Origin of the sequence: Variovorax sp. CAN15, from assembly GCF_030462475.1 — a bacterium.
In the GTDB taxonomy this organism is placed as follows: Bacteria; Pseudomonadota; Gammaproteobacteria; order Burkholderiales; family Burkholderiaceae_C; genus Variovorax.
This window is the reverse complement of the sequence record NZ_JASMRZ010000030.1, coordinates 1-23544: the sequence shown is the minus strand read 5'-3', so window position 1 is coordinate 23544 and position 23544 is coordinate 1. Positions and strand designations below refer to the sequence as shown.

21 protein-coding genes, 2 tRNA genes and 3 pseudogenes are annotated in these 23544 nt (G+C 64.0%); 8 read left to right on the top strand and 18 right to left on the bottom strand.

Annotation, left to right across the window (positions count from 1 at the left end; all coding sequences use genetic code 11):
• The first annotated feature begins 7 nt into the window (after window positions 1-7).
• From clpP to QMO14_RS18875, 5 genes are all read left to right on the top strand, one after another.
• Complete coding sequence (gene clpP / locus QMO14_RS18895; protein ID WP_176666627.1) at window positions 8-616, top strand: ATP-dependent Clp endopeptidase proteolytic subunit ClpP; 609 nt, start codon at window positions 8-10, stop codon at window positions 614-616.
• Between the two features lie 107 nt (window positions 617-723).
• Window positions 724-1989, top strand: a complete 1266-nt coding sequence (gene clpX, locus QMO14_RS18890) for an ATP-dependent Clp protease ATP-binding subunit ClpX (RefSeq protein WP_176666626.1) — start codon at window positions 724-726, stop codon at window positions 1987-1989.
• 23 nt (window positions 1990-2012) lie between these two features.
• Window positions 2013-4454 carry an endopeptidase La gene (lon, locus tag QMO14_RS18885; RefSeq protein ID WP_301508963.1) on the top strand — a complete coding sequence of 814 codons (2442 nt, stop codon included), beginning with the start codon at window positions 2013-2015 and terminating at the stop codon, window positions 4452-4454.
• A 60-nt stretch (window positions 4455-4514) separates the two neighbouring features.
• Window positions 4515-4590: transfer RNA gene (locus tag QMO14_RS18880), tRNA-Gly, on the top strand.
• Between the two features lie 63 nt (window positions 4591-4653).
• A tRNA-Cys gene (locus QMO14_RS18875) sits at window positions 4654-4727 on the top strand.
• 635 nt (window positions 4728-5362) lie between these two features.
• Here QMO14_RS18875 and QMO14_RS18870 read toward each other — a convergent pair.
• From QMO14_RS18870 to QMO14_RS18790, 17 genes are all read right to left on the bottom strand, one after another.
• Complete coding sequence (locus tag QMO14_RS18870) at window positions 5363-5605, bottom strand: DUF2274 domain-containing protein (protein WP_056581693.1); 243 nt, start codon at window positions 5603-5605, stop codon at window positions 5363-5365.
• The gene (locus tag QMO14_RS18865) at window positions 5602-6870 is read right to left on the bottom strand and encodes a TrbI/VirB10 family protein (RefSeq protein WP_056581690.1); all 1269 of its coding nucleotides are present in this window, start codon (window positions 6868-6870) and stop codon (window positions 5602-5604) included. Before QMO14_RS18865 ends, QMO14_RS18870 begins: the two co-directional genes overlap by 4 nt.
• Window positions 6871-6872: 2 nt before the next feature.
• A complete protein-coding gene (trbG, locus tag QMO14_RS18860) occupies window positions 6873-7877 on the bottom strand; it encodes a P-type conjugative transfer protein TrbG (RefSeq protein ID WP_056581687.1) in 1005 nt (334 codons plus the stop codon).
• Window positions 7874-8578, bottom strand: coding sequence for a conjugal transfer protein TrbF (trbF, locus tag QMO14_RS18855; RefSeq protein WP_066116900.1), 705 nt, complete (start codon window positions 8576-8578; stop codon window positions 7874-7876). The genes trbG and trbF overlap by 4 nt, the downstream gene beginning before the upstream one ends.
• Window positions 8579-8602: 24 nt before the next feature.
• A complete protein-coding gene (gene trbL, locus QMO14_RS18850; protein WP_301508962.1) occupies window positions 8603-9988 on the bottom strand; it encodes a P-type conjugative transfer protein TrbL in 1386 nt (461 codons plus the stop codon).
• Complete coding sequence (locus QMO14_RS18845) at window positions 9985-10317, bottom strand: EexN family lipoprotein (RefSeq protein WP_056581679.1); 333 nt, start codon at window positions 10315-10317, stop codon at window positions 9985-9987. The genes trbL and QMO14_RS18845 overlap by 4 nt, the downstream gene beginning before the upstream one ends.
• Window positions 10318-10329: 12 nt before the next feature.
• Complete coding sequence (gene trbJ / locus QMO14_RS18840; protein ID WP_056581676.1) at window positions 10330-11055, bottom strand: P-type conjugative transfer protein TrbJ; 726 nt, start codon at window positions 11053-11055, stop codon at window positions 10330-10332.
• Window positions 11052-13511, bottom strand: a complete 2460-nt coding sequence (trbE, locus tag QMO14_RS18835) for a conjugal transfer protein TrbE (RefSeq protein WP_301508961.1) — start codon at window positions 13509-13511, stop codon at window positions 11052-11054. Before trbE ends, trbJ begins: the two co-directional genes overlap by 4 nt.
• A 15-nt stretch (window positions 13512-13526) precedes the next feature.
• Entirely contained in the window at window positions 13527-13799 is a 273-nt protein-coding gene (locus tag QMO14_RS18830; protein ID WP_056581671.1) for a VirB3 family type IV secretion system protein, read from the bottom strand.
• A complete protein-coding gene (locus QMO14_RS18825) occupies window positions 13796-14179 on the bottom strand; it encodes a TrbC/VirB2 family protein (protein WP_056581670.1) in 384 nt (127 codons plus the stop codon). The genes QMO14_RS18830 and QMO14_RS18825 overlap by 4 nt, the downstream gene beginning before the upstream one ends.
• On the bottom strand, window positions 14176-15228 hold the full coding sequence (gene trbB / locus QMO14_RS18820) for a P-type conjugative transfer ATPase TrbB (RefSeq protein WP_056581667.1): 1053 nt from the start codon (window positions 15226-15228) through the stop codon (window positions 14176-14178). Before trbB ends, QMO14_RS18825 begins: the two co-directional genes overlap by 4 nt.
• Window positions 15225-15689 (bottom strand): ribbon-helix-helix protein, CopG family, encoded by a 465-nt coding sequence (locus QMO14_RS18815; protein ID WP_003111089.1) that lies wholly within the window; start codon window positions 15687-15689, stop codon window positions 15225-15227. Before QMO14_RS18815 ends, trbB begins: the two co-directional genes overlap by 4 nt.
• Window positions 15686-17686 carry a conjugal transfer protein TraG gene (locus QMO14_RS18810; protein WP_301508960.1) on the bottom strand — a complete coding sequence of 667 codons (2001 nt, stop codon included), beginning with the start codon at window positions 17684-17686 and terminating at the stop codon, window positions 15686-15688. Before QMO14_RS18810 ends, QMO14_RS18815 begins: the two co-directional genes overlap by 4 nt.
• 236 nt (window positions 17687-17922) lie before the next feature.
• Entirely contained in the window at window positions 17923-18201 is a 279-nt protein-coding gene (locus QMO14_RS18805) for an EexN family lipoprotein (RefSeq protein WP_056581661.1), read from the bottom strand.
• Window positions 18198-19142 (bottom strand): LysR family transcriptional regulator, encoded by a 945-nt coding sequence (locus tag QMO14_RS18800; RefSeq protein ID WP_066123738.1) that lies wholly within the window; start codon window positions 19140-19142, stop codon window positions 18198-18200. Before QMO14_RS18800 ends, QMO14_RS18805 begins: the two co-directional genes overlap by 4 nt.
• A 227-nt stretch (window positions 19143-19369) precedes the next feature.
• The gene (locus tag QMO14_RS18795; RefSeq protein ID WP_082548893.1) at window positions 19370-20086 is read right to left on the bottom strand and encodes an alpha/beta fold hydrolase; all 717 of its coding nucleotides are present in this window, start codon (window positions 20084-20086) and stop codon (window positions 19370-19372) included.
• A gap of 10 nt (window positions 20087-20096) precedes the next feature.
• Window positions 20097-20852, bottom strand: coding sequence for an SDR family NAD(P)-dependent oxidoreductase (locus QMO14_RS18790; protein ID WP_056581660.1), 756 nt, complete (start codon window positions 20850-20852; stop codon window positions 20097-20099).
• A 249-nt stretch (window positions 20853-21101) separates the two neighbouring features.
• Between QMO14_RS18790 and QMO14_RS18785 the strand changes: the two are divergent.
• Window positions 21102-22036 (top strand): annotated as a pseudogene (locus tag QMO14_RS18785) (transposase).
• Window positions 22037-22318: 282 nt separating this feature from the next.
• The gene (locus tag QMO14_RS18780; RefSeq protein ID WP_082548890.1) at window positions 22319-23014 is read left to right on the top strand and encodes a GntR family transcriptional regulator; all 696 of its coding nucleotides are present in this window, start codon (window positions 22319-22321) and stop codon (window positions 23012-23014) included.
• Window positions 23015-23128: 114 nt separating this feature from the next.
• On the opposite strand, the pseudogene QMO14_RS18775 reads toward QMO14_RS18780, so the two are convergent.
• Window positions 23129-23260 (bottom strand): annotated as a pseudogene (locus QMO14_RS18775) (IS110 family transposase); the annotation flags it as partial.
• Between the two features lie 185 nt (window positions 23261-23445).
• Here QMO14_RS18775 and QMO14_RS33400 point away from each other — a divergent pair.
• Window positions 23446-23544: pseudogene (locus QMO14_RS33400) on the top strand (hypothetical protein); the annotation flags it as partial.

Below are 23544 nucleotides of genomic sequence, written 5' to 3'. Positions count from 1 at the left end.
CAAATTCATGAGCGCACAGGATATCCAGGCCCTCGGCATGATCCCGATGGTCATCGAGCAGTCGGGCCGCGGCGAGCGGTCCTACGACATCTACTCGCGTCTCCTCAAGGAGCGCATCATTTTCCTGGTGGGCGAGGTCAACGACCAGACCGCCAACCTCGTGGTGGCCCAACTGCTGTTCCTCGAGAGCGAGAACCCGGACAAGGACATCTCGTTCTACATCAACTCCCCGGGCGGCAGCGTGAGCGCCGGCATGGCGATCTACGACACCATGCAGTTCATCAAGCCCGACGTGTCGACCATGTGTCTTGGCTTCGCGGCCAGCATGGGCGCCTTCCTGCTGGCGGCCGGTGAGAAGGGCAAGCGCTTCTCGCTGCCCAACTCGAAGATCATGATCCACCAGGTGCTCGGCGGCGCACGCGGCCAGGCCACCGACATCGAGATCCACGCGCGCGACATCCTGCGCACCAAGGACCAGATGAACCGCATCCTGGCCGAGCGCACCGGCCAGCCGCTGGAAAAGGTCAAGGCCGATACCGAACGCGACTATTTCCTGACCGCCGACGAGGCCAAGGACTACGGCCTGGTGGACCAGGTCGTCGCCAAGCGCGGTTGAACGCCGGCGCCGAGGGCGCCAATTGGCAAAAAACGGCGTTTTCCACACGGGAAACGCCGTTTTTGTTTAGTTATCATTGTCCCTACCCTGTAACGAGGCAAATGTCCATGGCCGATAAAAAAGGCTCCTCCAGCGAAAAAACGCTTTATTGCTCGTTCTGCGGCAAGAGCCAGCACGAGGTCAAGAAGCTGATCGCGGGCCCTTCGGTCTTCATCTGCGACGAGTGCATCGACCTTTGCAACGAGATCATCCGCGACGAACTCCCGGCGGGTGAGGAAGCGCGCGAGGCGCGCAACGACCTGCCGACGCCGCTGGAGATCAAGGCCAACCTCGACAACTACGTGATCGGCCAGGAGCCGGCCAAGCGCATGCTGTCGGTGGCCGTCTACAACCACTACAAGCGCCTGCGCCACAAGGAAAAGGCCAAGGGCGACGACGTGGAGCTCAGCAAGAGCAACATCCTGCTGATCGGCCCCACGGGCTCGGGCAAGACGCTGCTGGCACAAACGCTGGCGCGCATGCTCGATGTGCCGTTCGTGATGGCCGACGCCACCACGCTGACCGAAGCCGGCTACGTCGGCGAGGACGTCGAGAACATCATCCAGAAGCTGCTGCAGAGCTGCAACTACGAGGTCGAACGCGCCCAGCGCGGCATCGTCTACATCGACGAAATCGACAAGATCTCGCGCAAGTCCGACAACCCCTCGATCACCCGCGACGTGTCGGGCGAGGGCGTGCAGCAGGCCCTGCTGAAGCTCATCGAAGGCACCATGGCCAGCGTGCCGCCGCAAGGCGGGCGCAAGCACCCGAACCAGGATTTCCTGCAGATCGACACGACCAACATCCTGTTCATCTGCGGCGGCGCGTTCGCGGGCCTCGAGAAGGTCATCGAAAACCGCACCGAGGCCTCGGGCATCGGCTTCGGCGCTTCGGTCAAGAGCAAGCAACAGCGTAGCCTCACGGAGGTGTTCCGCGAAGTCGAGCCCGAAGATCTGATCAAGTTCGGCCTGATCCCCGAACTCGTGGGCCGCATGCCCGTGGTCGCATCGCTCGCCGAGCTTTCCGAAGACGCGCTGGTCCAGATCCTGACCGAGCCCAAGAATGCCGTGGTGAAGCAGTTCACCAAGCTGCTGCAGATGGAAGGCGTGGACCTCGAGATCCGTCCGGCGGCGCTCAAGGCGATCGCCCGCAAGGCGCTGGCCCGCAAGACCGGTGCACGCGGCTTGCGCTCGATCCTTGAACAGTCGCTGATCGACACCATGTTCGAATTGCCGAACGCGACCAATGTCGACAAGGTGGTGGTCGAGGAATCGACCATCGACGAAAACAAGCCCCCGCTGCTCGTGTACCGCGAAGCTGCGAAAAAGGCTTAAAGCCAAAGACGCGAAGGATCTGCATGTCTGGCCATACCCCTCTGCCTCCCGAGGCCCTCGACCTGCCGCTGCTGCCGCTGCGCGACGTCGTGGTGTTTCCCCACATGGTGATCCCGCTGTTCGTGGGTCGCCCCAAGAGCATCAAGGCGCTCGAACTGGCCATGGAGGCGGAGCGCCGCATCATGCTGGTAGCCCAGAAGGCCGCCGCCAAGGACGAGCCCTCCGTCGAGGACATGTTCGAGGTCGGCTGCGTCTCGACCATCCTGCAGATGCTCAAGCTGCCCGACGGCACGGTGAAGGTGCTGGTCGAAGGCCAGCAGCGCGCCCGCGTGAACCGCATCGATGACGGCGAGACCCATTTCTCGGCCAACGTGACGCCCCTGGAGGCGCCCGAAGGCGGCGAGAAAGGCACCGAGGTCGAGGCCCTGCGCCGCGCGGTGATGCAGCAGTTCGACCAGTACGTCAAGCTGAACAAGAAGATTCCGCCCGAGATCCTGACCTCGATCTCGAGCATCGACGATCCGGGCCGCCTTGCCGACACCATCGCCGCACACCTGCCGCTCAAGCTCGACAACAAGCAGGCCGTGCTCGACCTCGACGACGTCAAGGCGCGCCTGGAGAACCTGTTCGGCCAGCTCGAGCGCGAGGTCGACATCCTGAACGTCGACAAGAAGATCCGCGGCCGCGTGAAGCGCCAGATGGAAAAGAACCAGCGCGACTTCTACCTCAACGAGCAGGTCAAGGCCATCCAGAAGGAGCTCGGCGAAGGCGAAGAGGGCGCGGACATCGAGGAGATCGAGAAGAAGATCAAGCTCGCGAAGATGTCCAAGGAAGGCCTGAAGAAGGCCGAGGGCGAGCTCAAGAAGCTAAAGCTCATGTCGCCCATGTCGGCCGAGGCCACCGTGGTGCGCAACTACATCGACGTGCTGGTTGGCCTGCCCTGGAGCAAGAAGACCAAGATCAAGCACGACCTCGCCAATGCCGAGGCCGTGCTCAATGCCGACCACTACGGCCTGGAGAAGGTCAAGGACCGCATCCTCGAATATCTCGCGGTGCAGCAGCGCGTGGACAAGGTCAAGGCGCCGATCCTGTGCCTCGTGGGGCCTCCGGGCGTGGGCAAGACCTCGCTGGGACAGTCGATCGCCAAGGCGACCGGCCGCAAGTACACCCGCATGGCGCTGGGCGGGATGCGCGACGAAGCCGAGATCCGCGGCCACCGCCGCACCTACATCGGCGCGCTGCCGGGCAAGGTGCTGCAGGGGCTGAGCAAGATCGGCACGCGCAATCCGCTGTTCCTGCTCGACGAAATCGACAAGCTGGGCACGGACTTCCGCGGCGATCCTTCGAGCGCGCTGCTCGAGGTGCTCGACCCCGAGCAGAATCACACCTTCGGCGACCACTACGTGGAAGTCGACTTCGACCTGAGCGACGTCATGTTCGTCGCCACCTCGAACTCGATGAACATCCCGCCGGCGCTGCTGGACCGCATGGAAGTCATCCGCCTCTCGGGCTACACCGAGGACGAGAAGACCAACATCGCGATCAAGTACCTGCTGCCCAAGCAGATGAAGAACAACGGCGTCAAGGACGAAGAGCTCGCGGTCACCGAGGAAGCGGTGCGCGACATCGTGCGCTACTACACGCGCGAGGCGGGTGTGCGTTCGCTCGAACGCGAGCTGTCGAAGATCTGCCGCAAGGTGGTGAAGGGGCTGTTGCTGAAGCAGCTCACGCCGAAGGTCACGGTCACCGGCGCGAACCTCAACGACTTCCTCGGCGTGCGCAAGTACACCTTCGGCCTGGCCGAGAAGCAGAACCAGGTCGGCCAGGTGGTCGGCCTCGCTTGGACCGAAGTTGGCGGCGACCTGCTGACGATCGAGGCGGTCACCATGCCCGGCAAGGGCATCATCAGCCGCACCGGCTCGCTGGGCGACGTGATGAAGGAATCGGTCGAGGCCGCGCGCACCGTGGTGCGCAGCCGCTCGCGCCGCCTGGGCATCAAGGACGAAGTGTTCGAGAAGCGCGATATCCACATCCACGTGCCCGATGGAGCGACGCCGAAGGACGGCCCGAGCGCCGGTGCAGCGATGACGACGGCCTTCGTGTCGGCGCTCACCGGCATCCCCGTACGCGGAGACGTCGCCATGACGGGCGAGATCACGCTGCGAGGCGAGGTCACGGCCATCGGCGGCCTGAAGGAAAAGCTGCTGGCGGCCCTGCGTGGCGGCATCAAGACCGTGCTGATTCCGGAAGAGAACGCCAAGGACCTGCAGGACATTCCCGAGAACGTGAAGAACGGCCTCGAGATCGTGCCTGTGAAGTGGATCGACAAGGTGCTCGAGATCGCTCTCGAGAAAATGCCCGAACCGCTGTCCGATGAGGAAGTGGCTGCATCCGCTGCTGCAATGGCCGAACTGGCCAAGCAGCGCGGTACTTCACCGGCTTCTGAAGGCTCGGTCAAACACTGATCGGCGCCTTCAAGAGTTGCGGGGCCTCGAAGAATTGGTATATACTTCAAGGCTCGAAACGCGGGAATAGCTCAGTTGGTAGAGCGCAACCTTGCCAAGGTTGAGGTCGAGAGTTCGAGACTCTTTTCCCGCTCCAGTTTTGAAAAAGGGAAGCTCCAGCTTCCCTTTTTTTCGCTAGTTTGATTTCGTATTTCTGCGTGGCGCGATAGCAAAGCGGTTATGCAACGGATTGCAAATCCGTCTAGTCCGGTTCGACTCCGGATCGCGCCTCCACTCTCTCGGTTCAAACTGATTCGACCCCGAATACCAAGCCCCGCCAACCGACGTTGCCGGGGCTTGTTTTGTTTGGGTTATCGTCGATGTCCAACCTGACGCCCGGATGGTGAAATTGGTAGACACATCGGACTTAAAATCTGTTTTGTCAAGTCCTTCTTGCTTGCGCCAACGGGCCAGAAGGCCAATAGTGACAACGGTTTGCGAGCGTCCATGATGCAGCTTCATAGCTTGGCTTGACGGTCAGGAGCCAGCTAGGCGCCAGTAGATGGAGGTAGGTGTTTCCAGCGCATTGCACGCTACGCCCGAGTGGTGAAATCGGTAGACACAAGGGACTTGAACAATTTGAGCCTTCGGGGGGAAACGCCCGGAGTGAAGCCCGTCAAAATCGGCGAAAGCCCTGGATGCTTCTGCACCCGAGCCAACGCCGAGCCAAGCCCAAGCAACAGTTTGGGAAGGTGTAGAGAGCAGACGGCGGGCACCTACGGCCGCAAGGCTATGGTGAAGGCGTGCTCCAGACCACGAACAGCGCATGCGCGTTGGCGGCGAAAGTCGAAGTGGTAAGAAAATCCCTCGACCTTACGGTCATGCCGGTTCGATTCCGGCCTCGGGCACCAATCTAGAGCCGCCCCTGTTCACGCAGGGGCGGCTTTTCCGTTCTTGGGCTGCGTGCGCTTGAAGCCTCGATCCCCAGCCATGAATGCCTCCAGCATGTGCGGGATCAGCGTCGCGGCATCGACCGCTTCGCCATACGACTGCGCGTGCAGCGCGGCATAGCGGTCGAGGTCGGCTTTCAGGCTGGCCGGGCACGCGAATGTCAGCTTGACGCTCTCGGTCTTGGGCAGCGGCCCGAGCCGCAGCTTCTTGGTCGTGCTCATTGCGAAGCTCCCCGGTTGAAGAACAGCGGCTGATAGGGCCGCAGCACGAGATCCCGGTTAACGATGACTCGCACCGGCAAGCCGGGGCGCGCCGTCAACGTCGGCTGTATGTTCATGTTGCGCCGGGTGATCTCCTGGCCGACCTGGTTGATGCTGTCCTGGGCGCTGTCACGGCCGGCGATGACGATGCGGTTGCCGTTCTGGCGGTTATCAGGCGCGGCCAGCTCGGCGCCGACGCCCAGCAGCGTCGTCAGCACAGCGCCCGCGACGATGCGATTCCAATGCCAGTTCACATCGTCTTCCAGGCCGGCGTAACCGGCCGGGTCGGTGCCGACAAGGTTGTCGAGCGTGAGCGAGGACGTGTCGGGCAGGATGATCCGGTTCCACACTACCTGTACGCGGCTCTGCCCGTAGCTGACCTGGCTGTTGTAGCGCCCGAGGATGCGCGATCCCTGCGGGATCAGCAGGAACTTGCCTGTGGCCGTGTCAAAGACCGGCTCTGTCACCGTGGCGATCACGTCGCCCGGCAAGTCTGATTTGATGCCCGTGACCAAGGCGCCAGCGATCACCGTTCCGGCCATCACCTGATAGGGCGACGCCGGCAGCGCCAAGTTGCCGGAGTTGCGGGTTTCCGTAGCGCCGCCTTTCAGGAACGCCTCCTTCTGGTCTTGCCGGTTCTGCACGGCAGTCGGGTCGGCAGGCTGGGCCGCCGTCGAGGCCGGCCCGCCGGCGAGCGGATCGAAGGCCGCGAGCGTGCTTGCTGCGCCAGGCGCCACCGGCGCTGCCTGCGCCACCGTGGCTGCACGTTGGCCACCCGAGCGGAAGAACACCGACGAAGCCGCCGCTGCATCGGCCTCCTTGCGCAAGGCATCCTCGGGATCATGGCCCGGTGGCGCATATGCTGGCGTCACGGGCTGCTGCGAGTTGACGATGGCGGGGCCAAGATCGCCCGGCAGCGGCGGCCCCAATTCGGGTAACTTCGGCGGCAGCTTCGAGTAGTCCGCCGGCAGGCCATCCAGACCTTCGGACTTCGACACGCGCTCGACGTTGTAAAGCTCGGTCTGCTCACTGGCCGCGCGCCGCGGGGGCTGCAGCGACCAAATCGTGGCGCCGAGCACGGCGACCGATAGGCCGCCAACGAGGATGGCCAGCGTGCGCCGGTTCAGGCGTGTGACCGGGCGCGGCTGGGCGCGCAGCGCCACCGCCTCCGGTGCGACCTTGTCCGCCTGCGGCGTGGCGAGGTCGGGGGTGTCGTCCTGGCTCATGGTCAGTTCCTCCGCGCGACGCCGTCCGTGCGCTTGATCCGCACCACGTCGCCCTTGTCACCGCCCAGGCGCAGTTCGGCCGCGCCGAACAGCCGATCCACGATGTAGTACGGCGAGCGGAAGCGGTAATTGACCAGTTGCCCGTCGCCTTCCGGCCCGATCACGAACAGCGGCGGCAGCTCGCCTTGCGCGATGCCGGCGGGGAACTGGATATAGACCTTCTGCCCGTCGTCGAAGGCGCGCAGCGGCTTCCACGGCGGATTACTGCCGCTGACCGCGTAGCGGAAGCGCAGGTTCTCCAACGACAAGCCGGAATCCACCGGCGCGACTGCGCTGGCCGCCTGCGCCTGGCGCTGCAAGGCCAGCATCCGGTCGCGCGGATATTCCCAGGACGCCGACGCCATCCACGTCTTTTCCGTCGAGGCCAGCTCCAACAGGTACGTCCTGCGGCTGGTGGTGATGACAAGATTGGTCCTGAGGCCCGAGCGGATCGGCTTAACGAGCACGTTCACGCGCAACTCGGCACCGCGTCCGCTGGACGTGTCGCCCACGATCCAGCGCACGGTATCTCCGGCGGCGACCGTCACCAGCTCCTCGCCCGGCTGGAGCGAAACCACGGTCACGCGGCCCACGGCCGCATAGACCTGATACAGCGCGCCGTCGGTGAACGGCCACACCTGAATCGCGTTGACGTAGCCCTCGCGCGTAGGTGCGACGCGGGCCTCGGCATTGGCGCGCGAGACGCGCACCTTCTCGTCTGCCGGCTCCGGCATGGGCTTGGCGTCCTCGGCTTCGGGCAACGGCTTCAACTGCGCCGGCATCGGCAGCACCTCGGGCACGGCCACCACCTCCACCGGCGCAGGAGGTTCTGGCAGCGGCTGGGCAAGCACCGGCTCATCGAGCGAGATCACGGGCGGCGGCTTGCCCTGCGTGGCGCAGCCCGAAAACAAGGCGGTGGATGCAAGCAGGATCACTGGCAAAGCGGATTTACGGAGAAGATCATTCATGGCTTGGCTCCTTCGGAAGAATCCAGCTCGCGGCTCCACGACAGACCATTGACGTAGATGCCCAAGGGATTGCGGCGCAGGCGTTCTTCGGTGCGTGGTAGCTGGAGCACGATGGTCACCACGGCCGTCCACCGCTCCAGCCCGGCCGCGGCGCCGTTGACGTAGCGGCGTTCCGTCCAGCGCACGTTGAACGAGGTGTTGCTGGCTCGCACGACGCTGGTGATATGCACCGTCACCGACTCCTTGCCGATGCGTGCGAACGGATCGTTCACACGCGCGTAGTCGTTGAGCACCGCTGCGCCCTTGTCGGTCGTGTAGTCGTAGGCGTCCAGCCAGTTCTGGCGGACGACGATGGGGTCGATGGACAGCGAGCGCACCAGCGTCACAAAGCGCGCGATGTAGTACGCCTGCTGCGCATCAGTGGGCCGGTACGACGTGGCGGCCTCGCCCACGGCGCGGACCTGGCCCGCGTTGTCCACCTCCACGACGTAGGGCGTCACGATGGACTGCGCCGAGCGCCACACCAGGCCGCCAGCCATCAGCAGCGCGAGCGTCAGGCAGCCGAAGGCCATCAGCCGCCAGTTCTTCGCCTGCACGCGCGGCGAGCCGATACGGTCGTCCCACACCTGGCCGGCGGCTTGGTACGGCGTGGCAGGTTGCGGCGTGTCGGCATAGCGCACCTGCGGCTTCTTGAATCGCATGGTCAGTTCTCCTTATGAATCGCTTTATTCGTCGGAGCCGCGCAGGCTCGGCCCCTGGCCGGAGCCGCCGCCATCGCCACCGCGCAGCGTGTGGGCGGTGGTGGTCGCGGCGTGGGTGAGTTGCTGGCGGCGATGCAGGCGCTTGGCCCAAGCGGGCCGTTCCTGTGTCTGCGCCGTAGCGGCGCCGGATGCGGCCTCGCCTGCGGCACCCTGACCGAATGCCGCGCCCGCGCCACCATCGGCAGCAGCGCCATTCCAGCCAGCGTGGAAGGGAGCGGCCATGCGTTGCCCGGCAGCGGAAGCGCGGGATGCAGCGCCTCGCCCGGCCGCCCGCGCGCCGGTCTTGGCGACGTTGCCCAGGCCCGCCATCGCGCCCTTTGCGCCGCCGCCAGCGGCGGCGGAACCGGCCTGAAACGCCGACTTCGCACTGCTGGCCGCCGACGTAGCGGCGCGCGCACCGCTACCGGCCAGCTTGGCGGCAGCCGGGGCCATGCGCGCACCAGCAGCCACGGCGCCACCCACGCCCGTCGCGGCGGCGCCGATGGCGACGGCCGTGCCGGCAGCGCCGACAGCAGCACCGGCCATTGCGCCAGCGCCGAGCTGCGGCGCACCGGAGACGAGGCCCGTGGCGATGCCGGGGCCGAAGATCCCGAGCGCCAGCAAGGTGAGCGAGGCCAGCATGATGACCAGCGCGTGGTCGATGGACGGCTCGGCAGGATGGACTTGGAACTGAGCGAACAAGCCTGAGCCGATACCGACGATCACGGCCAGCACCAGCACCTTGACGCCGGAGGCCACCACGTTGCCCAAGACCTTCTCGGCGAGGAACGCGGTCTTGTTCCAGAGCGCGAACRGCACCAACACGAATCCGGCGAGCGTGGTCAGCTTGAACTCGATCAGCGTGATGAACAGTTGGATCGCCAGCACGAAGAAGCACAAGACCACGACCAGCCACGCGAGGAACATCACCACGATGGGGTCGAGGTTCACAAACACTTCGGGAAAGCCCGCCATCTCGCCGATCTGCTCCAGAATCGGCGCCCCGGCGTCGATGCCGGTTTTCGCCAGCCGGCCCGGCTGCAAGAAGTTCTCCATCGTGATGGCCGAGCCGGTGGCTGTGATGCCCAATCCCGCAAACGAGCGGAACACGATGCTGGCCAGCCAGTTGAAGTTATTGATGATGTAGGCGAAGGCACCGACGTAGAGCACCTTGCGCAGCAGCTTGGCGATCACGTCCTCGCCCTGGCCGGTGGCATGGCTCATGGCCCAATACAGGCCGGCGATCGTCATGTCGATGACGATCAGCGTGGCCGTGAGGAACGCCACTTCGCCCCGCAGCAGCCCGAAACCCGAGTCGATATAAGCGGCAAAGGTGTTGAGGAATTGGTCGATGATGGTCACGTCATTCATGGCGTGTCCTTCGGTTCGGCGGGAACGGCCGGCGCCATGCCATCGGCCGGTTCCTCGAAGCTCGGCGGGATCGGCGGCAGGTCGGCCAGCGTCTGGTATTCATCCGGCCCAGCCTGGCCGGAGAAGAAGCGCCGCCGGAAGGCTTCGGCGGCGGCGCGGCAAGCGTCCTCGCCCGTGGCCTGCCGGTCGTCCGCGCATTGCGCGCGCAATGCCTTGAGCCGCAAGGGATCGGCGGCCAAGGCATCGGCAAGGTGGTCAGCCGGCTGTTCGCTGCAAGCGGCCAGCAGCGCAGCAAGTACCAGAACAGACGGGACGAGGACGCATCGCATAGCGGCCTCCCGTCAGTTGCCGTAGAAATCCACGCGCTGCGGCGTGTATGGCGTGCCATCGCCCAGGAAACGCCGCCGCACCTCGCGGGCGCGTTCCGTGGCCGCGGTCTGCCGTGCCAACTCCAGCGAGGCGGCCCGATCTTGCGTGATCTGGAGCCGCTGCGACTGGATCGACTGCTTGGCCTGCAAGGCCAGCAACTGGTTCATGGCCTGCATGGCTTGCAGCGCGCCTTCGGCCGACTGGCTCTTGCCCACGAGGTCGGCCAGCACGCTTTCGTCTTCGCCCAGGTTCTGCGACACCTGGGCCTGCATCCGCATGGTGGTCTGCAAGCCGTTGAGCGTGTTCCGCCAATGCTCCTGCGCATCGCGGTACATCTGGTCGCCGCTGACGGTGGCGGCGTACTGCTCGGGATACAGGCGCTGGAACTCCCGATCCAGATTCGTCACGTCGTAGGCCAGGCCGCGCGCCTGGTCGATCAGCCGCTGCGTGGTCGCCAGATTGGCGCGCAACTGGCCGACCACGCTGGACGGCAGGCTGGCGAGGTTGCGCGCCTGATTCATCAGCATCTGCGCTTCGTTCTGGAGCTGCTGGATCTGGTTATTGATCTGCTCCAGCGTGCGGATCGCGGTCAGCGTGTTCTGCACGAGGTTCGTGGGGTCGATCACAACCCATTGCGCGTGGGCGGTGGCAGTGCAAAGCATGGCCGAGATGGCGGCGGCGACAAGACGCTTTTTCATGGCAGGTTCTCCTGTGGGTGGTCGGTGGTACGGAAAGAACCCGGCGCGAGGCCGGGGAACGAGGCCAGCAGGTCGGCCGCCCAATCGAGGCCGCGATGGCGCAGCCAGGCGCCCGCGAAGCCGGGCACGCCGGCGTCCAGCAGCACGCGGTCTATGTCGCGCTGGTCTTGCGGCGTGGAAGCGCCCGCGAAGGCCAGCGCCGCCTGCCCCAGGTCGAGGTCGAACAGGCGATTGCCGAGGCGGGATTGGTAGTAGTAGTCGCGCTTGGGGCTCGCGGTGGCGACGATCTCGATCTGCCGGCTGTTCAGGCCGAAGCCTTCGTAGATCGTGCGAATCTGCGGTTCCGTCGCCTGCGGGTTGGGCAAGAAAATCCGACTCGCGCAGCTCTCGATGATCGCGGGCGCGATGCTCGAATCCTTGATGTCGGCGAGGCTCTGCGTGGCGAAGATGACGCTGACGTTCTTCTTGCGCAGCGTCTTGAGCCACTGGCGGATGCGTGCGGCAAACACCGGGTCGTCGAGGAACAGCCACGCTTCATCGAGGATCAGCAGCGTGGGCGCCCCGTCGAAGCGTTCATCGAAACGCGCAAAAAGGTAATGCAGCACGGCCATGACGGCGGCCTTGCTGTGCATCAGCTCCTCCATCTCGAAGCACTGCACGTCGGCCATGCCCAGCCGGTCGTGGTCGGCGTCCAGCAGCTTGCCGTGCGCGCCACCCAGCACATAGGGCGACAACGCCTGCCGAAGCGTGTTCGATTGCAGCAGCACGGAAAGCCCGGTCATCGTGCGCTGCTCCACCGGCGCACCGGCGAGACTTCCCAGCGCCGACCAGATGGCCGCGTTCTCGTCTGGGCCGACCGCCACGCCTTCGTGCAGCAAGCGGCCTTCGATCCATTCGGCGGCCCAGGTGCGGTAGCCCTCGCGGTCGATGCGTGCGAGCGGCTGGAAAGCGATTTCGCCATCCGTGCCGAGGTCGTAGTGCTCGCCGCCCAGCCCGAGGATCGTGGCTCGCATCGAGCGCCCCATGTCGAAGGCGAAGATGCGCGAGCCGCGGTAGCGGCGGAACTGCATCGCCAGCGTGGCAAGCAAGACCGACTTGCCCATGCCAGTCGGCCCCGCGACCAGCGTGTGGCCCACGTCGCCGATGTGCGTCACCAGCCGGAACGGCGTGGCGCCATCGGTGCGCGTGACGATCAGCGGCGGGCCGTCGAGATGGTCGTTCTTCTCCGGCCCGGCCCATACCGCCGATACCGGCATCATGTGCGCCAGGTTCAGCGTCGAGACGATGGGCTGACGCACGTTGGCGTAGGCGTTGCCCGGAATGGACGACAGCCACGCATCCACGGCGTTGAGCGTTTCGGGAATGGTGACGAAGCCCCGGCCCTGGATGGCACGCTCCACCATGCGCAGCTTCTCGTCGGCTGCGCCGGCGTCCTCGTCCATGACGGTGACGGTCGCCGTCAGGTAGCCGAAGGCGACTTGATCGCTGCCCAGTTCCTGCAAGGCGGCATCCGCGTCCGCCGCCTTGTTGTTCGCGTCGGTATCGACCAGCGGGCTTTCCTGCTGGAAGATCGTTTCGCGCAACAGCGCGATGACGTTCTTGCGCTTGGCGAACCACTGGCGGCGCAAGCGCCCCAACCCCCGTTCCGCCTCGGATTTGTCGAGGCACAGAAAGCGCGTGCTCCAGCGATACCCAAACCCCAGGCGGTTGAGGTCGTCCAGAATCCCCGGCCAGGTCGAGGTCGGGAAACCTCGCACCGACACCACGCGCAGGTGCTGGTCGCCCAGCATGGGCGCCAGGCCGCCGACCAGCGCGGAATCGGTCAGCAGCGCGTCGATGTGGAACGGCACTTCGGGCACGCCCACGCGATAGCGCAGCGTCGAGATGGTCGCGTGCAGGTAGGTCAGCGTCTGCGCGTCATCGAGCCAGTCAATTTCCGGCATCACGCTGTCGAGCAGGTCGATGACGCGATCCGTTTCCGCGACGAAGGCTTGCAGCCGCTCGCGCCAGTCCACGCCATTCGTCGGCGTGTTCTCGTAGAGCATCCTGGCTGCACGAGCGCGGGATTCTTCCGGCGGCAGGTAAAGCAGCGTCAGGTGATAGCCGCTCTCGAAGTGATTACCCGATTCCTCGAAGGCGGCCCGGCGTTCTTCCTCCACCACCCACGAAAGCGGCTCGGGAAACTCCGAGTGCGGATAGTCGGCCGCAGGCCGGCGCTCGGCTTCGATGAATAGCGCCCAGCCCGATCCCATGCGGCGCAGCGCATTGTTCAACCGCGCCGACGTGGCGACCAGCTCGCCTTGCGTCGCGCTGTCGAGGTCAGGCCCGCGAAACCGGGCCGTGCGCTGGAAACTGCCGTCCTTGTTCAAGACGAGGCCCGGCGCGACCAGCCCGGCCCAGGGCAGCCAGTCGGCAAGCAAGGCCGGGCGCTGGCGGTATTCGGCGAGATTCAGCATCGCGGCGTCCTCCCCTCACACGTCCAGCAGCGGGCGGTGCTTGATGTGCCGGGCGAAGACCTGCATGAACTGCGGATCGACGCGCGCACCCCACACCGCCAGCGAATGGCCGACGATCCAGAGCACCACGCCGGGAATCCACAGTTGCAGGCCCAAGCCGACAGCGGCGGCCAGCGTGCCGTTGGCGATCGCCACGGTGCGCGGCGCACCGCCAAGCAGAATCGGCTCGGTCAGTGAGCGATGCAGCGGCACCTCGAAGCCGTCCCTGAAGGTGTCCGGGGCACTCATACGACCGCCCCGCCGGAGAAGCTGAAGAACGACAGGAAGAAGCTGGAAGCCGCAAACGCGATGGACAGACCGAAGACGATCTGGATCAGCTTGCGGAATCCGCCGGACGTGTCGCCGAAGGCGAGCGCGAGGCCCGTGGCGATGATGATGATGACCGCGACGATTCGCGCCACCGGCCCCTGGATGGATTCGAGGATGGATTGCAGCGGGCCTTCCCACGGCATCGAGGAACCGGCGGCCTGCGCGGTTCCGGCTAGGAACAGCAGCAGCGCGGCCAGCAGCAGCCCTTGCCCCGCAGGGCGGGCCAGGCAGCGCAGCCGCGCGTGGCGCAAAGCCGGATTTGCAGAAAAACGGAAAGCAGGAATGGTCATCTGCGTCATGGCAGTTCTCCAAGTGAGTCAGGGGATGGGGAAGTCGCCGCAGCGGGTGCGGCATTGGGAAGCGGCGGCAGCTCGGGAAACGGCGTTTCCAGCGCGTCCGCCAGTTGGTAGCCCACGCCGTCGAAGCCGACGACGCGGGCGATGCTCTCGATGCGGCGTTTGCGCCCGCGCCCGGCGATGTGGATCGCCACGTTGACCGCCTCGGCGATCAGCGCACGGGGCGGGTTCACCGCCACTTCGAGAATCAGTTGCTCCAAGCGCAGCAGCGCGCCGAGTGCGGAGCCGGCATGGATCGTGGCGATGCCGCCGGGATGGCCGGTGCCCCACACCTTGATGAGATCCAGCGCCTCGGCGCCGCGCACTTCGCCAACGACGACGCGATCAGGCCGCAGGCGCATGGACGAGCGCACCAGCTCGGTCATGGACACCACGCCTGCGCGGGTGCGCAGAGGAACGTGGTCACGGGCCGCGCATTGCAGCTCCACCGTGTCTTCGAGCACCAGCACGCGGTCGCCGGTGGCGGCGATTTCGGCGAGCAAAGCATTGGCGAGCGTGGTCTTGCCGCTGCTGGTGGCGCCGGCGATCAGCACGTTCTGCCGCTCGCGCACGGCGCGAACGAGAAAGCCCGCTTGCGCGCTGGTCATCATTCCGTCGATGACGTACCGCTCCAGCGGAATTACGCCGATGGCACGCTTGCGCAGCGCGAAGGCCGGCCCCGGCGCTGCCGGCGGCAAGATGCCCTCGAAGCGTTCGCCGGTTTCGGGCAACTCGGCGGACAGCAGCGGCTGGCCGCGATGGACTTCTGCGCCGACGTGGGCCGCGACCAGGCGGATGATTCGCTCGCCGTCCGCCTCGGACAGTTCCACGCCCATCGGCGCGCGCCCACTAGAAAGCCGATCCACCCAAAGGGTGCGATCAGGATTCAGCATCACCTCCACCACGTCCGGGTCTTCGAGCGCGGCGGCGATCAGCGGCCCCATCGCCGTGCGCAACATCTGGATGCGGCGGTCGAGCGACGTGGCGGTCATGGACTGCGGAACGGCACTCATGACGCACGCTCCTGCGCTTGCGCGGCTGCCGCCGCGTCTTCCATCCGCATCGGGTCGGGATGCAGTTCCTCCACCACGTCGCGCACCAGGCTGCGGCCCCGCAGCAGGTGGCGGCCAAGCTGCTCGGTGAACTGCTCGAAGCGCGCTTTGCCCTGCGCGCGTGCCGCGTCTTGGTGCGCCTCGGGGACTGGTGTGCTGACCGTGAGGTAGTAGCGAATGAACAGCGCCAGCGTTTCGATGGCGATGTTCTGGTCGCGCTCCATGCGCTCGGCCTGGCGCGACAGGCGATCCAGCCGCTTGGCGATGGCCGCTTCGCGCTGGTCGGCGGCATCGGGCGACAGCCACGATGCGAGCGCCGCCGCGACGATGGACGACTTGGACACGCCTTTCTTGGCGGCAAGCTCATCGAGCCGCTTGGCGTGCTCGGGCTGGATAAAGAGGTTCAGGCGGTAGTGGCTCATAGCTCGATTCCGTCGTTGGGGTCGAGGGAAGCCAGCCGGGCCGTGCGCTGCATGGCTGGATCAAGCTGGCGAGGAAGGGGAAGCGGCAGGTCGTCGTCGTCATCGAGCAGCCCAAGGTCGGCCGCAGGCGCGGCCAGCACGGGGTCGTAGGCGACGGTTTCGGAGAGTTCGGGCTGACGGCATGGGCCGCCGTCGTCGGTGCTGTCCAAGTCGTCGGCGGATGCCGTGCCCGGTGCTGCCGGCATCAGCGGAATCGCCAGCCCGCTCCAGTCATCGGGCCGCGATGGCGGCGCGTCGGCGTACTGCCCGTCCGCCAGCGCGGGCGGCGGCAGCACGCGACGCTTGAAGTTGCTGTCCACGTAGTAGCGCAGCTTCTTCGCCTTGATCGGCGCCATGCTGGACACCATCACCACTGCCTCGTCGGGTGGAAGCTGCATGACTTCGCCCGGCGTCAGCAGCGGGCGGGCCGTCTCCTGGCGCGACACCATCAGGTGGCCCAGCCACGGCGCGAGCCGATGGCCCGCGTAGTTGCGCTGGGCACGCAGCTCGGTGGCCGTGCCCAGCGTCTCGGAGATCCGCTTGGCGGTGCGTTCGTCGTTCGTGGCGAACGTCACGCGCACATGGCAGTTGTCGAGAATCGAATGGTTCTGGCCGTAGGCTTTGTCGATCTGGTTGAGCGACTGCGCGATGAGGAAGCTGCGGATGCCGTATCCGGCCATGAAGGCCAGTGCCGTCTCGAAGAAGTCCAAGCGCCCCAGCGCCGGGAACTCGTCGAGCATCAGCAGCAGCTTGTGGCGGCGCTCGATGCCATCGGAGCCATCGAGCGATTCGGAGAGGCGCCGACCGATCTGGTTGAGGATCAGGCGAATGAGCGGCTTCGTCCGCGAAATGTCCGAAGGCGGCACCACCAGGTACAGCGACACAGGATGCGCTGCCGCGATCAGGTCTGCGATGCGCCAGTCGCAGCGCGAAGTGACTTCGGCCACCGTGGGATCGCGGTACAGGCCGAGGAACGACATGGCCGTGGACAGCACGCCCGAGCGTTCGTTGTCGCTCTTGTTGAGGACTTCACGCGCCGCCGACGCGACGACCGGATGCGCCCCATCGCCGAGGTGCGGCGTGGTCATCATCCGATGCAAGGTCAGCTCGAASGGGCWRGCCGGGTCGCTAAGGAAGTTGGCGACGCCGCGCAGCGTCTTGTCCTYKCCCGCGTAGAGCACATGCAGGATGGCCCCGACCAGCAGTGCGTGGCTGGTCTTTTCCCAATGGTTTCGCTTCTCCAGCGCGCCTTCGGGATCAACCAGAATGTCCGCGATGTTCTGCACGTCGCGCACCTCATGCGCGCCGCGCCGTACCTCCAGCAGCGGGTTGTAGGCCGCCGACTTCGCATCGGTCGGGTTGAACAGCAGGCAATGTGAGAAGCGCGAGCGCCAGCCGGCGGTGATCTGCCAGTTCTCGCCCTTGATGTCGTGGATGACGGCGGATGCGGGCCAGGACAGCAAGGTGGGCACCACCAGGCCCACGCCCTTGCCGGAGCGCGTGGGCGCGAAGGTCAGGACATGTTCCGGGCCTTCATGCCGCAGGTACTGGCGGTCATGCTGGCCCAGGAACACGCCGGCCGGCTGCGTGAGGCCCGCCATGCGAATGTCCTGCGCGTTCGCCCAGCGGGCAGAGCCGTAAGTCGTGACAAGGCGCGATTGGCGCGAGCGCCAAATCGACATGCCGATGGCGACCACCACCGCCAGCAGGCCGCTGCCGCCCGCGATGGCGCCGCCGGTATCGAACACGCGCGGCGCGTAGGCATCGAAAACGAACCACCACTCAAACAGCTTCCACGGGTGGTAGATCGGTGTGCCGAGAAGGTCAAACCAGGGCGAGCCAAGGCGTAGTTGATAGCCAAGAGCCGCTGCTGTCCATTGTGTGGCGCCCCACACGCCGGCGATCACGATGCCGAATACCACGGCGATCTGACCGAACAGCACGTTCGTCCCTTGCATGACCTGGCCTCCGATTTCTCCTGCGCTGATTCCTCATGGGGAAGGCGGCACAAGAACGTGCCGCAGGCGTCAGGATGGGTGTCGGGTCAGTGCCGGTCAAAGACTGCTTCGAGCAGAAAGGTCGAGCAAAAAGACAGAATTAGTGCAGGGGCGAACCAATGAAAAACACCGCAAGCGATAACGCATTGCGGCGTGTCGAGCAGAAATATTGAGGCGATGCTGCGAACCGCCAACGATCAGAACTTGGCTGATTCCTTCGGTGGTGTGTACGGCGTTTCACCGTCGCCATAGAACCGCTTGCGCGTGGCTTCGGCTACCCGATTGCACAGCACGTCGCCCAGCTTGGGGCGATCCGTCTTGCATTGTTGGCGCAGCTCTTTGAGCCGTTCGGGGTTGGCCGCCAGTTCTTCCACCGTCGGGATATTCGCCTCCGGAACGTTGGTCGTTTGTGGCGTCTCGGAATTGCCGCAGGCAGTCAGCGCGGCCACCAGCAGGAACTGGATGAGCTTCTTCATGGCGTGGATTCCTCCAAGGGATCGGAATGATGGCCCGGCTTGGGCCTTGGGGGTTCCGGAGATTCAATGGCCTGCACGCGCTCAATGAACCGGGCCAGAACATCGGACGGCTCGCCTTCGGGGAACAGTAGGTAAGTTGTCAGCGGCGGCACGCGCAATGCCAGCGGTCGGGCCACCACACCTGCGTCAGGGTTAGCGGCAATGCGCGCGGCACCCGTAAACCCAAGCGCCAGGCCAGCCGACACCAGCACCATCATCAGATCGCACGTAGCAACCCGTTCTGCGACCAACGGCTCCGTGCCGGCCCGGCGTAGCACACGATCTACGAATCTGGCATGGCCTTCGCAAACTTGTGGATCGCATAGAACCAGCGGATAGCGCAGCAACTCCTCCAAAGGAATGCGCTTGTACGCAAGCAGCGGATGCCGGGCTGGCACCGTTACTATGAGCGCGTCTCGCCATACAGGTATGGCGGCGATGCTGTCACCTACTTCATCAGACTGCGCAAACCCCACGTCGTACAGATCGTCGTGCAGACCTTTGATCTGCTGTGATAGCGGTACCTCGAAGAATCGGAGTTCAAGTTCAGGCTCTTCTTGTCGGCATAGCGCCAGCAGAGCCGGTAGGCGCGACGGTGTGATGCCGTCCGACAATGCCACTCGCAATTGCCCATGGAAACCATTGGCCGCCGCTTTCACGCTATCGCGGGCTTGCTCCAAGACAGTGAACACGCGACGCACGTGTTCCAAGAACAGTCGGCCAGCGAGCGTCAATCGAGTGCTGCGAGTGGTGCGAGCAAATAACACCGCCCCGAGTTCCACCTCCAACTCCTTGATAGCGCGCGACAGAGGCGACTGCTCAATGTGCAGCCTCTCCGCTGCTCGTGCGAAGTGGAGTTCTTCAGCAACGGCCAAGAAGCAACGCAGATGACGAAGCTCCATATAGTGCCCTCTCAAAATGCATCTTCATCGCAGAGCCTCCATGCTCAATCTCGTCACAACGATCTGTGTGGACGACGATTGGCGTCCCGTACAGATGTAGATCGGATGAAAATCGGAGCGATCATGACGCCCCGCCACGATTGCATTTCCCGAATCGTTGAGAGCCTGGCCTTACGTGTGCAACGATGGCCGCAGACACACTCCGTCGATACTCGAGGAGGAGCCTTTTAGTTGGTTAAATCGGCAATTGACAAGAGCAAGGTGGTGAGTTGCTCTGGCATGGTGATGTGGGGGTTGTGCGAAGCAGGCAGCTCATAATATTTCCACCCTTCTCGGGCTTGAGCGCGGGACGCCGAAAGACCAAAGGTGTCATACAGACCAGTCTTCGTACAGTAAATATACGCAGAAGGGATGTTTGAAGCTTCTCCCGCTAGACATAGAGGAGATGTGAACGTAGCAAGGGGTTGCGGTCCGCGCCTCCCTTGGGCGAGCTTTTGATCATGGTCAGGGGTGTCCGGCGGAAGTGGGCTTGGGGGGACCAGCCAACCGAATCCATTGTTCTTGACGTCTTCCAGGATGGCGGCTCGCTGAGCCTTTGGCATGAGATCCAATGCGCACTCATCGGACTCCGGTAGTAGTGCGTCGATGTATATCAACTGTTGAATCCGATCGGGGATTCTGTCGGCCACACCAGTCACGACCATTCCCCCATAGCTGTGCCCGACCAAGATGACATGGTTGAGGTTCTCCGACTCGATAGCACGGACGACATCATCGACGTGCATATGCAGGTCGATACGAGGTCCAAGCAAGTGCGAGCGTTCACCCAGCCCCGTACAGGTTGGCGTCAGGAGTCGGTGATGCGCTGCCAAAAAGAGAGAGTGCATTCGCCACCACGCCCAACCTGCTGACCAGGCCCCATGGACCATCACAAAGGTGTTCATGGGGCGAGACTCAGTATCGATATGCCAAGAAGCCGCCGTCCAGCAGTATCTCGGCGCCAGTCACGTACCCAGCCTCTTCTGATGCAAGAAACAAGATTGCGTTCGCGGCGTCTTCTCGCTTACCGGTGCCGCCCAGTGGAACGGTTTCAAAGAACTTTTCCCGCATTTTGGGATCAGCGGACACCACTGAGGTTCGCATGGGGGGCAGAAGACCGGGAACGATGGCGTTTACCCGGATCCCTGATCTTGCGTACTCGCCTGCAGCAGAGCGCGTCATGGCCAACACCCCGGCTTTCACGGCGCAATAGCCCATGTGGAGACCGGGCATGCCTGCATACGCTGCGATGGAGGAAATCGTGATGATTGATCCCCCACCTGCACGAGTGATGGCGCGGGCGCCATGGCGGATGGCTAGGAAGGTGCCGCGGATATGGATTGACGTCAGTCGGTCGAGATAGTCGACCTTTTCATGATCAGGAACCATACCGCTTATGCCGGCATTGCTTACAACGATATGAATGGCTTCGAAGGATTGCTCCCCCTTCTGAAGGGCTTCCTTCCAGTTTTCCTCTTCAGTGACGTCTAGCTTGACGAAGCATGCTTCGCCACCCCCCTCGGTAATCGACTGTGCGACTGCTTGGCCTTCTTGCTCTAGTAGGTCAGCGATGACCACGCGCGCGCCCTCGCGCGCAAACATCCTTGCTGTGGCTTCACCAATGCCGCTCGCGGCGCCTGTCACGAAAGCAGTTTTTCCAGTGAATCTCATACACGTCTCCTTGCAATATGAAAAGGGCAGAGGGGGTTCAGAGTCTCGGCCGTCTAGCATCTTACACATATCTCGGTAATATTCAAGATGTCAGCAAGATTCCGTTGTCGGCTGGCTAAGAAGCTTGACGCGAGTCGAGGCTGACTCTCGCTTGCCGCCGCTTACGTCATTCGGGCTCTAGGGAATGTCTGCAAAACTCAGGCGCTGGCCGCGTAGCGTGAACGGCAGCGCCCTGCGATGATCTGCGGCATGAAGCAACTCGGACTGGGCCTGAACCTGTCGACTAAGAAGACGCGCAAGCGGGAGTTCTGGGAGGAGATGGAGCGCGTGGTTCCGTGGTCGGCGCTGGTGCAGATCGTGAAGCCGTACTACCTGAAGGCGAAGACGGGCCGGCCGCCGTTTGCCATCGAGACGATGCTGCGGGTTCATTACCTCCAGCAGTGGTTCGCGCTGAGCGACCCGGCGATGGAAGAGGCGCTGCACGACATGCCCGTGTTTCGCGAGTTCGCCAAGCCAGGCGACGTGGCGCGGTTGCCGGACGAGACGACGATCCTGAGGTTCCGCCACCTGCTGGAGAAGCACGACCTGGCGACCGACATGCTGCGAGTGGTCAACGACATCCTGCAGGCCAAGGGCCTGTTGATGAAGAAGTGCAAGGTGGTCGACGCCACGCTGATCGCAGCGCCGAGTTCGACGAAGAACGCGTCGATGCAGAGTCGGGACTGGTGCACAGCGTCGTGGGCTGGTCGGCCAACGTGAACGACGTGACGCAGGCAGGCAGCTTGCTGCACGGCGTTGAGGAGGTCGCCTTCGGCGACGCCGGCTACCGCGGCGTTCACAAGCGCGGCGAGGCTCAGGGGCTGCAGTGGCACGTGGCGATGCGCGCCGGCGACCGCCGCAAGCTGAACCCATTCCTGCAGCCCGACTTCCTGGCAGAGCAGGCGGAGAAGCTGACGGCGAGCATCCGAGCCCAGGTCGAGCACCCGTTCCGTGTATTAAAGCGGCAGTTCGGCTACACGAAGGTGCGGTACCGCGGCCTGGCGAAGAACACAGTTCAGATCGTCACGCTGTTCGCGCTGTCGAACCTGTGGATGGCTCGGCGCAGCTTGATGGGGCGCGCAGGGATGAGTGCGTCCGCAGCCTTATGCGGGGCGGCCTCGAAGGGCACCGAAACCATCATGTAGCGCCGCGTACGGGCAGTGATTTGAAGCAACCATGCGTAGCGTGGCGTAGTCAAGATGCTTCCGAATCGGCGCTGCGAATCACGTTGCGCAGACCTTTCCTCGCGTAGGTGATGCAGAGGTCGCGGACAACGGACCAGATACAGTGGACCCAGAGCAAGGGCACTGCGAAGCGGCCGAGGACCATGTGCTGTCCAAGTTCAGCTAGCATGTCAACAGGACACAACTTGTTTTTTGCCCCATCGCGCTGACGAAGGGCTCGTTTTATACCGGCAAAGGCATTGCATGAAGAAGTCGCTCGCTGTTTCCTCTAGGAGACAAAAATCCAACTCCAACCGAACTGAAGCGCCGACTCTGGCCGAGCAGGCTTATAAGAGGCTTGAGGAGATGATCATTACTCTGCAGCTAGCACCAGGCGTGGTGCTTTCTGAGTATGGTTTGTCGGAACTGCTGGAAATTGGTAGAACACCAATCAGAGAGGCGCTCCAGCGTCTCGCCGGAGAGGGACTGGTTGTGGTCCTCCCCAAGCGAGGGGTTCTTGTTTCCGAAACCAATATTCGCACCCAACTCCGATTGCTGGAGTTGCGAAGGGAAGTGCAACGTCTTCTCGCACAACTCGCAGCAGAGCGGGCAACAGAGGAGGAGAGGGCGCATTTTGCCCAGATCGGCGCTTCTCTGCTTCATGCAGCTAGCGCGCGCGACGAAGGGCTTTTTGCTCAGCTAGATCGAGAACTCGATGAGTGCATGTGGAAAGCGGCTCGCAATGAGTTCATAACCAAGACGATGGCGCTCATGCGCGGTTTATCGCGCAGGTTCTGGTTCGAGCACTATCGCAGGGTTGGAGATCTTCCGCTGGCGGCCACATTGCATTCAAAAATGGCCGAGGCGATAGCCAGGGGTCACTCTAAGGATGCCGCTGCGGCCTCCGATCGTCTTGTTGACTACATCGAGAGCTTTGCGCGAGAGACCATCACCAATTAGAACTTGGGTACCTTGGTGCTGCGAATTGGCCCCGGCGCGCGGAGATTAAGTCAGGCAGTTTGACCCTGCCTCGATTTCGCGTACAGCAAGAAGTTGGAAACTTCAAAGGTTCGATCACGCGACCTCGGCCGCCTTCCTGTAACCCGTCTCGTCACGCCGATCACGGGCCAGCAACGCCCAGACGATTCGAGCGTTCTTGCTGGCGAGTGCCACCGCCGCCACGTTCTTGTTGCGCCGCTGGACCACAAAGGTGGCCCCGGAAATCTGAACACGGCGATGAGTGAAAACTCTGCCCTGTGAGCGGTCCGCGAAGAGCGGGCTGACATGGAGCGAGAGCATGAGCAGAAGACCACGCCGGAACTTCTCACCGGCGTTCAAGGCCAAGGTGGCGCTGGAGGTCAACCGTTCGCCGCCAGACCTACGACGCGTTCGGCAACGTCACCAGCGAGATCGACGGCAACACCAACGCCAACGAGCTGCGCTACAACACGCTGGGCCTGCTGATCGACAAGATCGGACCGAGCGTGGAC

Bases quoted from the DNA above. Each gene is read 5' to 3' on its own strand.
- clpP (WP_176666627.1), top strand. From the start codon at position 8: ATGAGCGCACAGGATATCCAGGCCCTCGGCATGATCCCGATGGTCATC.
- clpX (WP_176666626.1), top strand. From the start codon at position 724: ATGGCCGATAAAAAAGGCTCCTCCAGCGAAAAAACGCTTTATTGCTCG.
- lon (WP_301508963.1), top strand. From the start codon at position 2,013: ATGTCTGGCCATACCCCTCTGCCTCCCGAGGCCCTCGACCTGCCGCTG.
- QMO14_RS18870 (WP_056581693.1), bottom strand. From the start codon at position 5,605: ATGAGCACGACCAAGAAGCTGCGGCTCGGGCCGCTGCCCAAGACCGAG.
- QMO14_RS18865 (WP_056581690.1), bottom strand. From the start codon at position 6,870: ATGAGCCAGGACGACACCCCCGACCTCGCCACGCCGCAGGCGGACAAG.
- trbG (WP_056581687.1), bottom strand. From the start codon at position 7,877: ATGAATGATCTTCTCCGTAAATCCGCTTTGCCAGTGATCCTGCTTGCA.
- trbF (WP_066116900.1), bottom strand. From the start codon at position 8,578: ATGCGATTCAAGAAGCCGCAGGTGCGCTATGCCGACACGCCGCAACCT.
- QMO14_RS18845 (WP_056581679.1), bottom strand. From the start codon at position 10,317: ATGCGATGCGTCCTCGTCCCGTCTGTTCTGGTACTTGCTGCGCTGCTG.
- trbJ (WP_056581676.1), bottom strand. From the start codon at position 11,055: ATGAAAAAGCGTCTTGTCGCCGCCGCCATCTCGGCCATGCTTTGCACT.
- trbE (WP_301508961.1), bottom strand. From the start codon at position 13,511: ATGCTGAATCTCGCCGAATACCGCCAGCGCCCGGCCTTGCTTGCCGAC.
- QMO14_RS18830 (WP_056581671.1), bottom strand. From the start codon at position 13,799: ATGAGTGCCCCGGACACCTTCAGGGACGGCTTCGAGGTGCCGCTGCAT.
- QMO14_RS18825 (WP_056581670.1), bottom strand. From the start codon at position 14,179: ATGACGCAGATGACCATTCCTGCTTTCCGTTTTTCTGCAAATCCGGCT.
- trbB (WP_056581667.1), bottom strand. From the start codon at position 15,228: ATGAGTGCCGTTCCGCAGTCCATGACCGCCACGTCGCTCGACCGCCGC.
- QMO14_RS18815 (WP_003111089.1), bottom strand. From the start codon at position 15,689: ATGAGCCACTACCGCCTGAACCTCTTTATCCAGCCCGAGCACGCCAAG.
- QMO14_RS18805 (WP_056581661.1), bottom strand. From the start codon at position 18,201: ATGAAGAAGCTCATCCAGTTCCTGCTGGTGGCCGCGCTGACTGCCTGC.
- QMO14_RS18800 (WP_066123738.1), bottom strand. From the start codon at position 19,142: ATGGAGCTTCGTCATCTGCGTTGCTTCTTGGCCGTTGCTGAAGAACTC.
- QMO14_RS18795 (WP_082548893.1), bottom strand. From the start codon at position 20,086: ATGAACACCTTTGTGATGGTCCATGGGGCCTGGTCAGCAGGTTGGGCG.
- QMO14_RS18790 (WP_056581660.1), bottom strand. From the start codon at position 20,852: ATGAGATTCACTGGAAAAACTGCTTTCGTGACAGGCGCCGCGAGCGGC.
- QMO14_RS18780 (WP_082548890.1), top strand. From the start codon at position 22,319: ATGAAGAAGTCGCTCGCTGTTTCCTCTAGGAGACAAAAATCCAACTCC.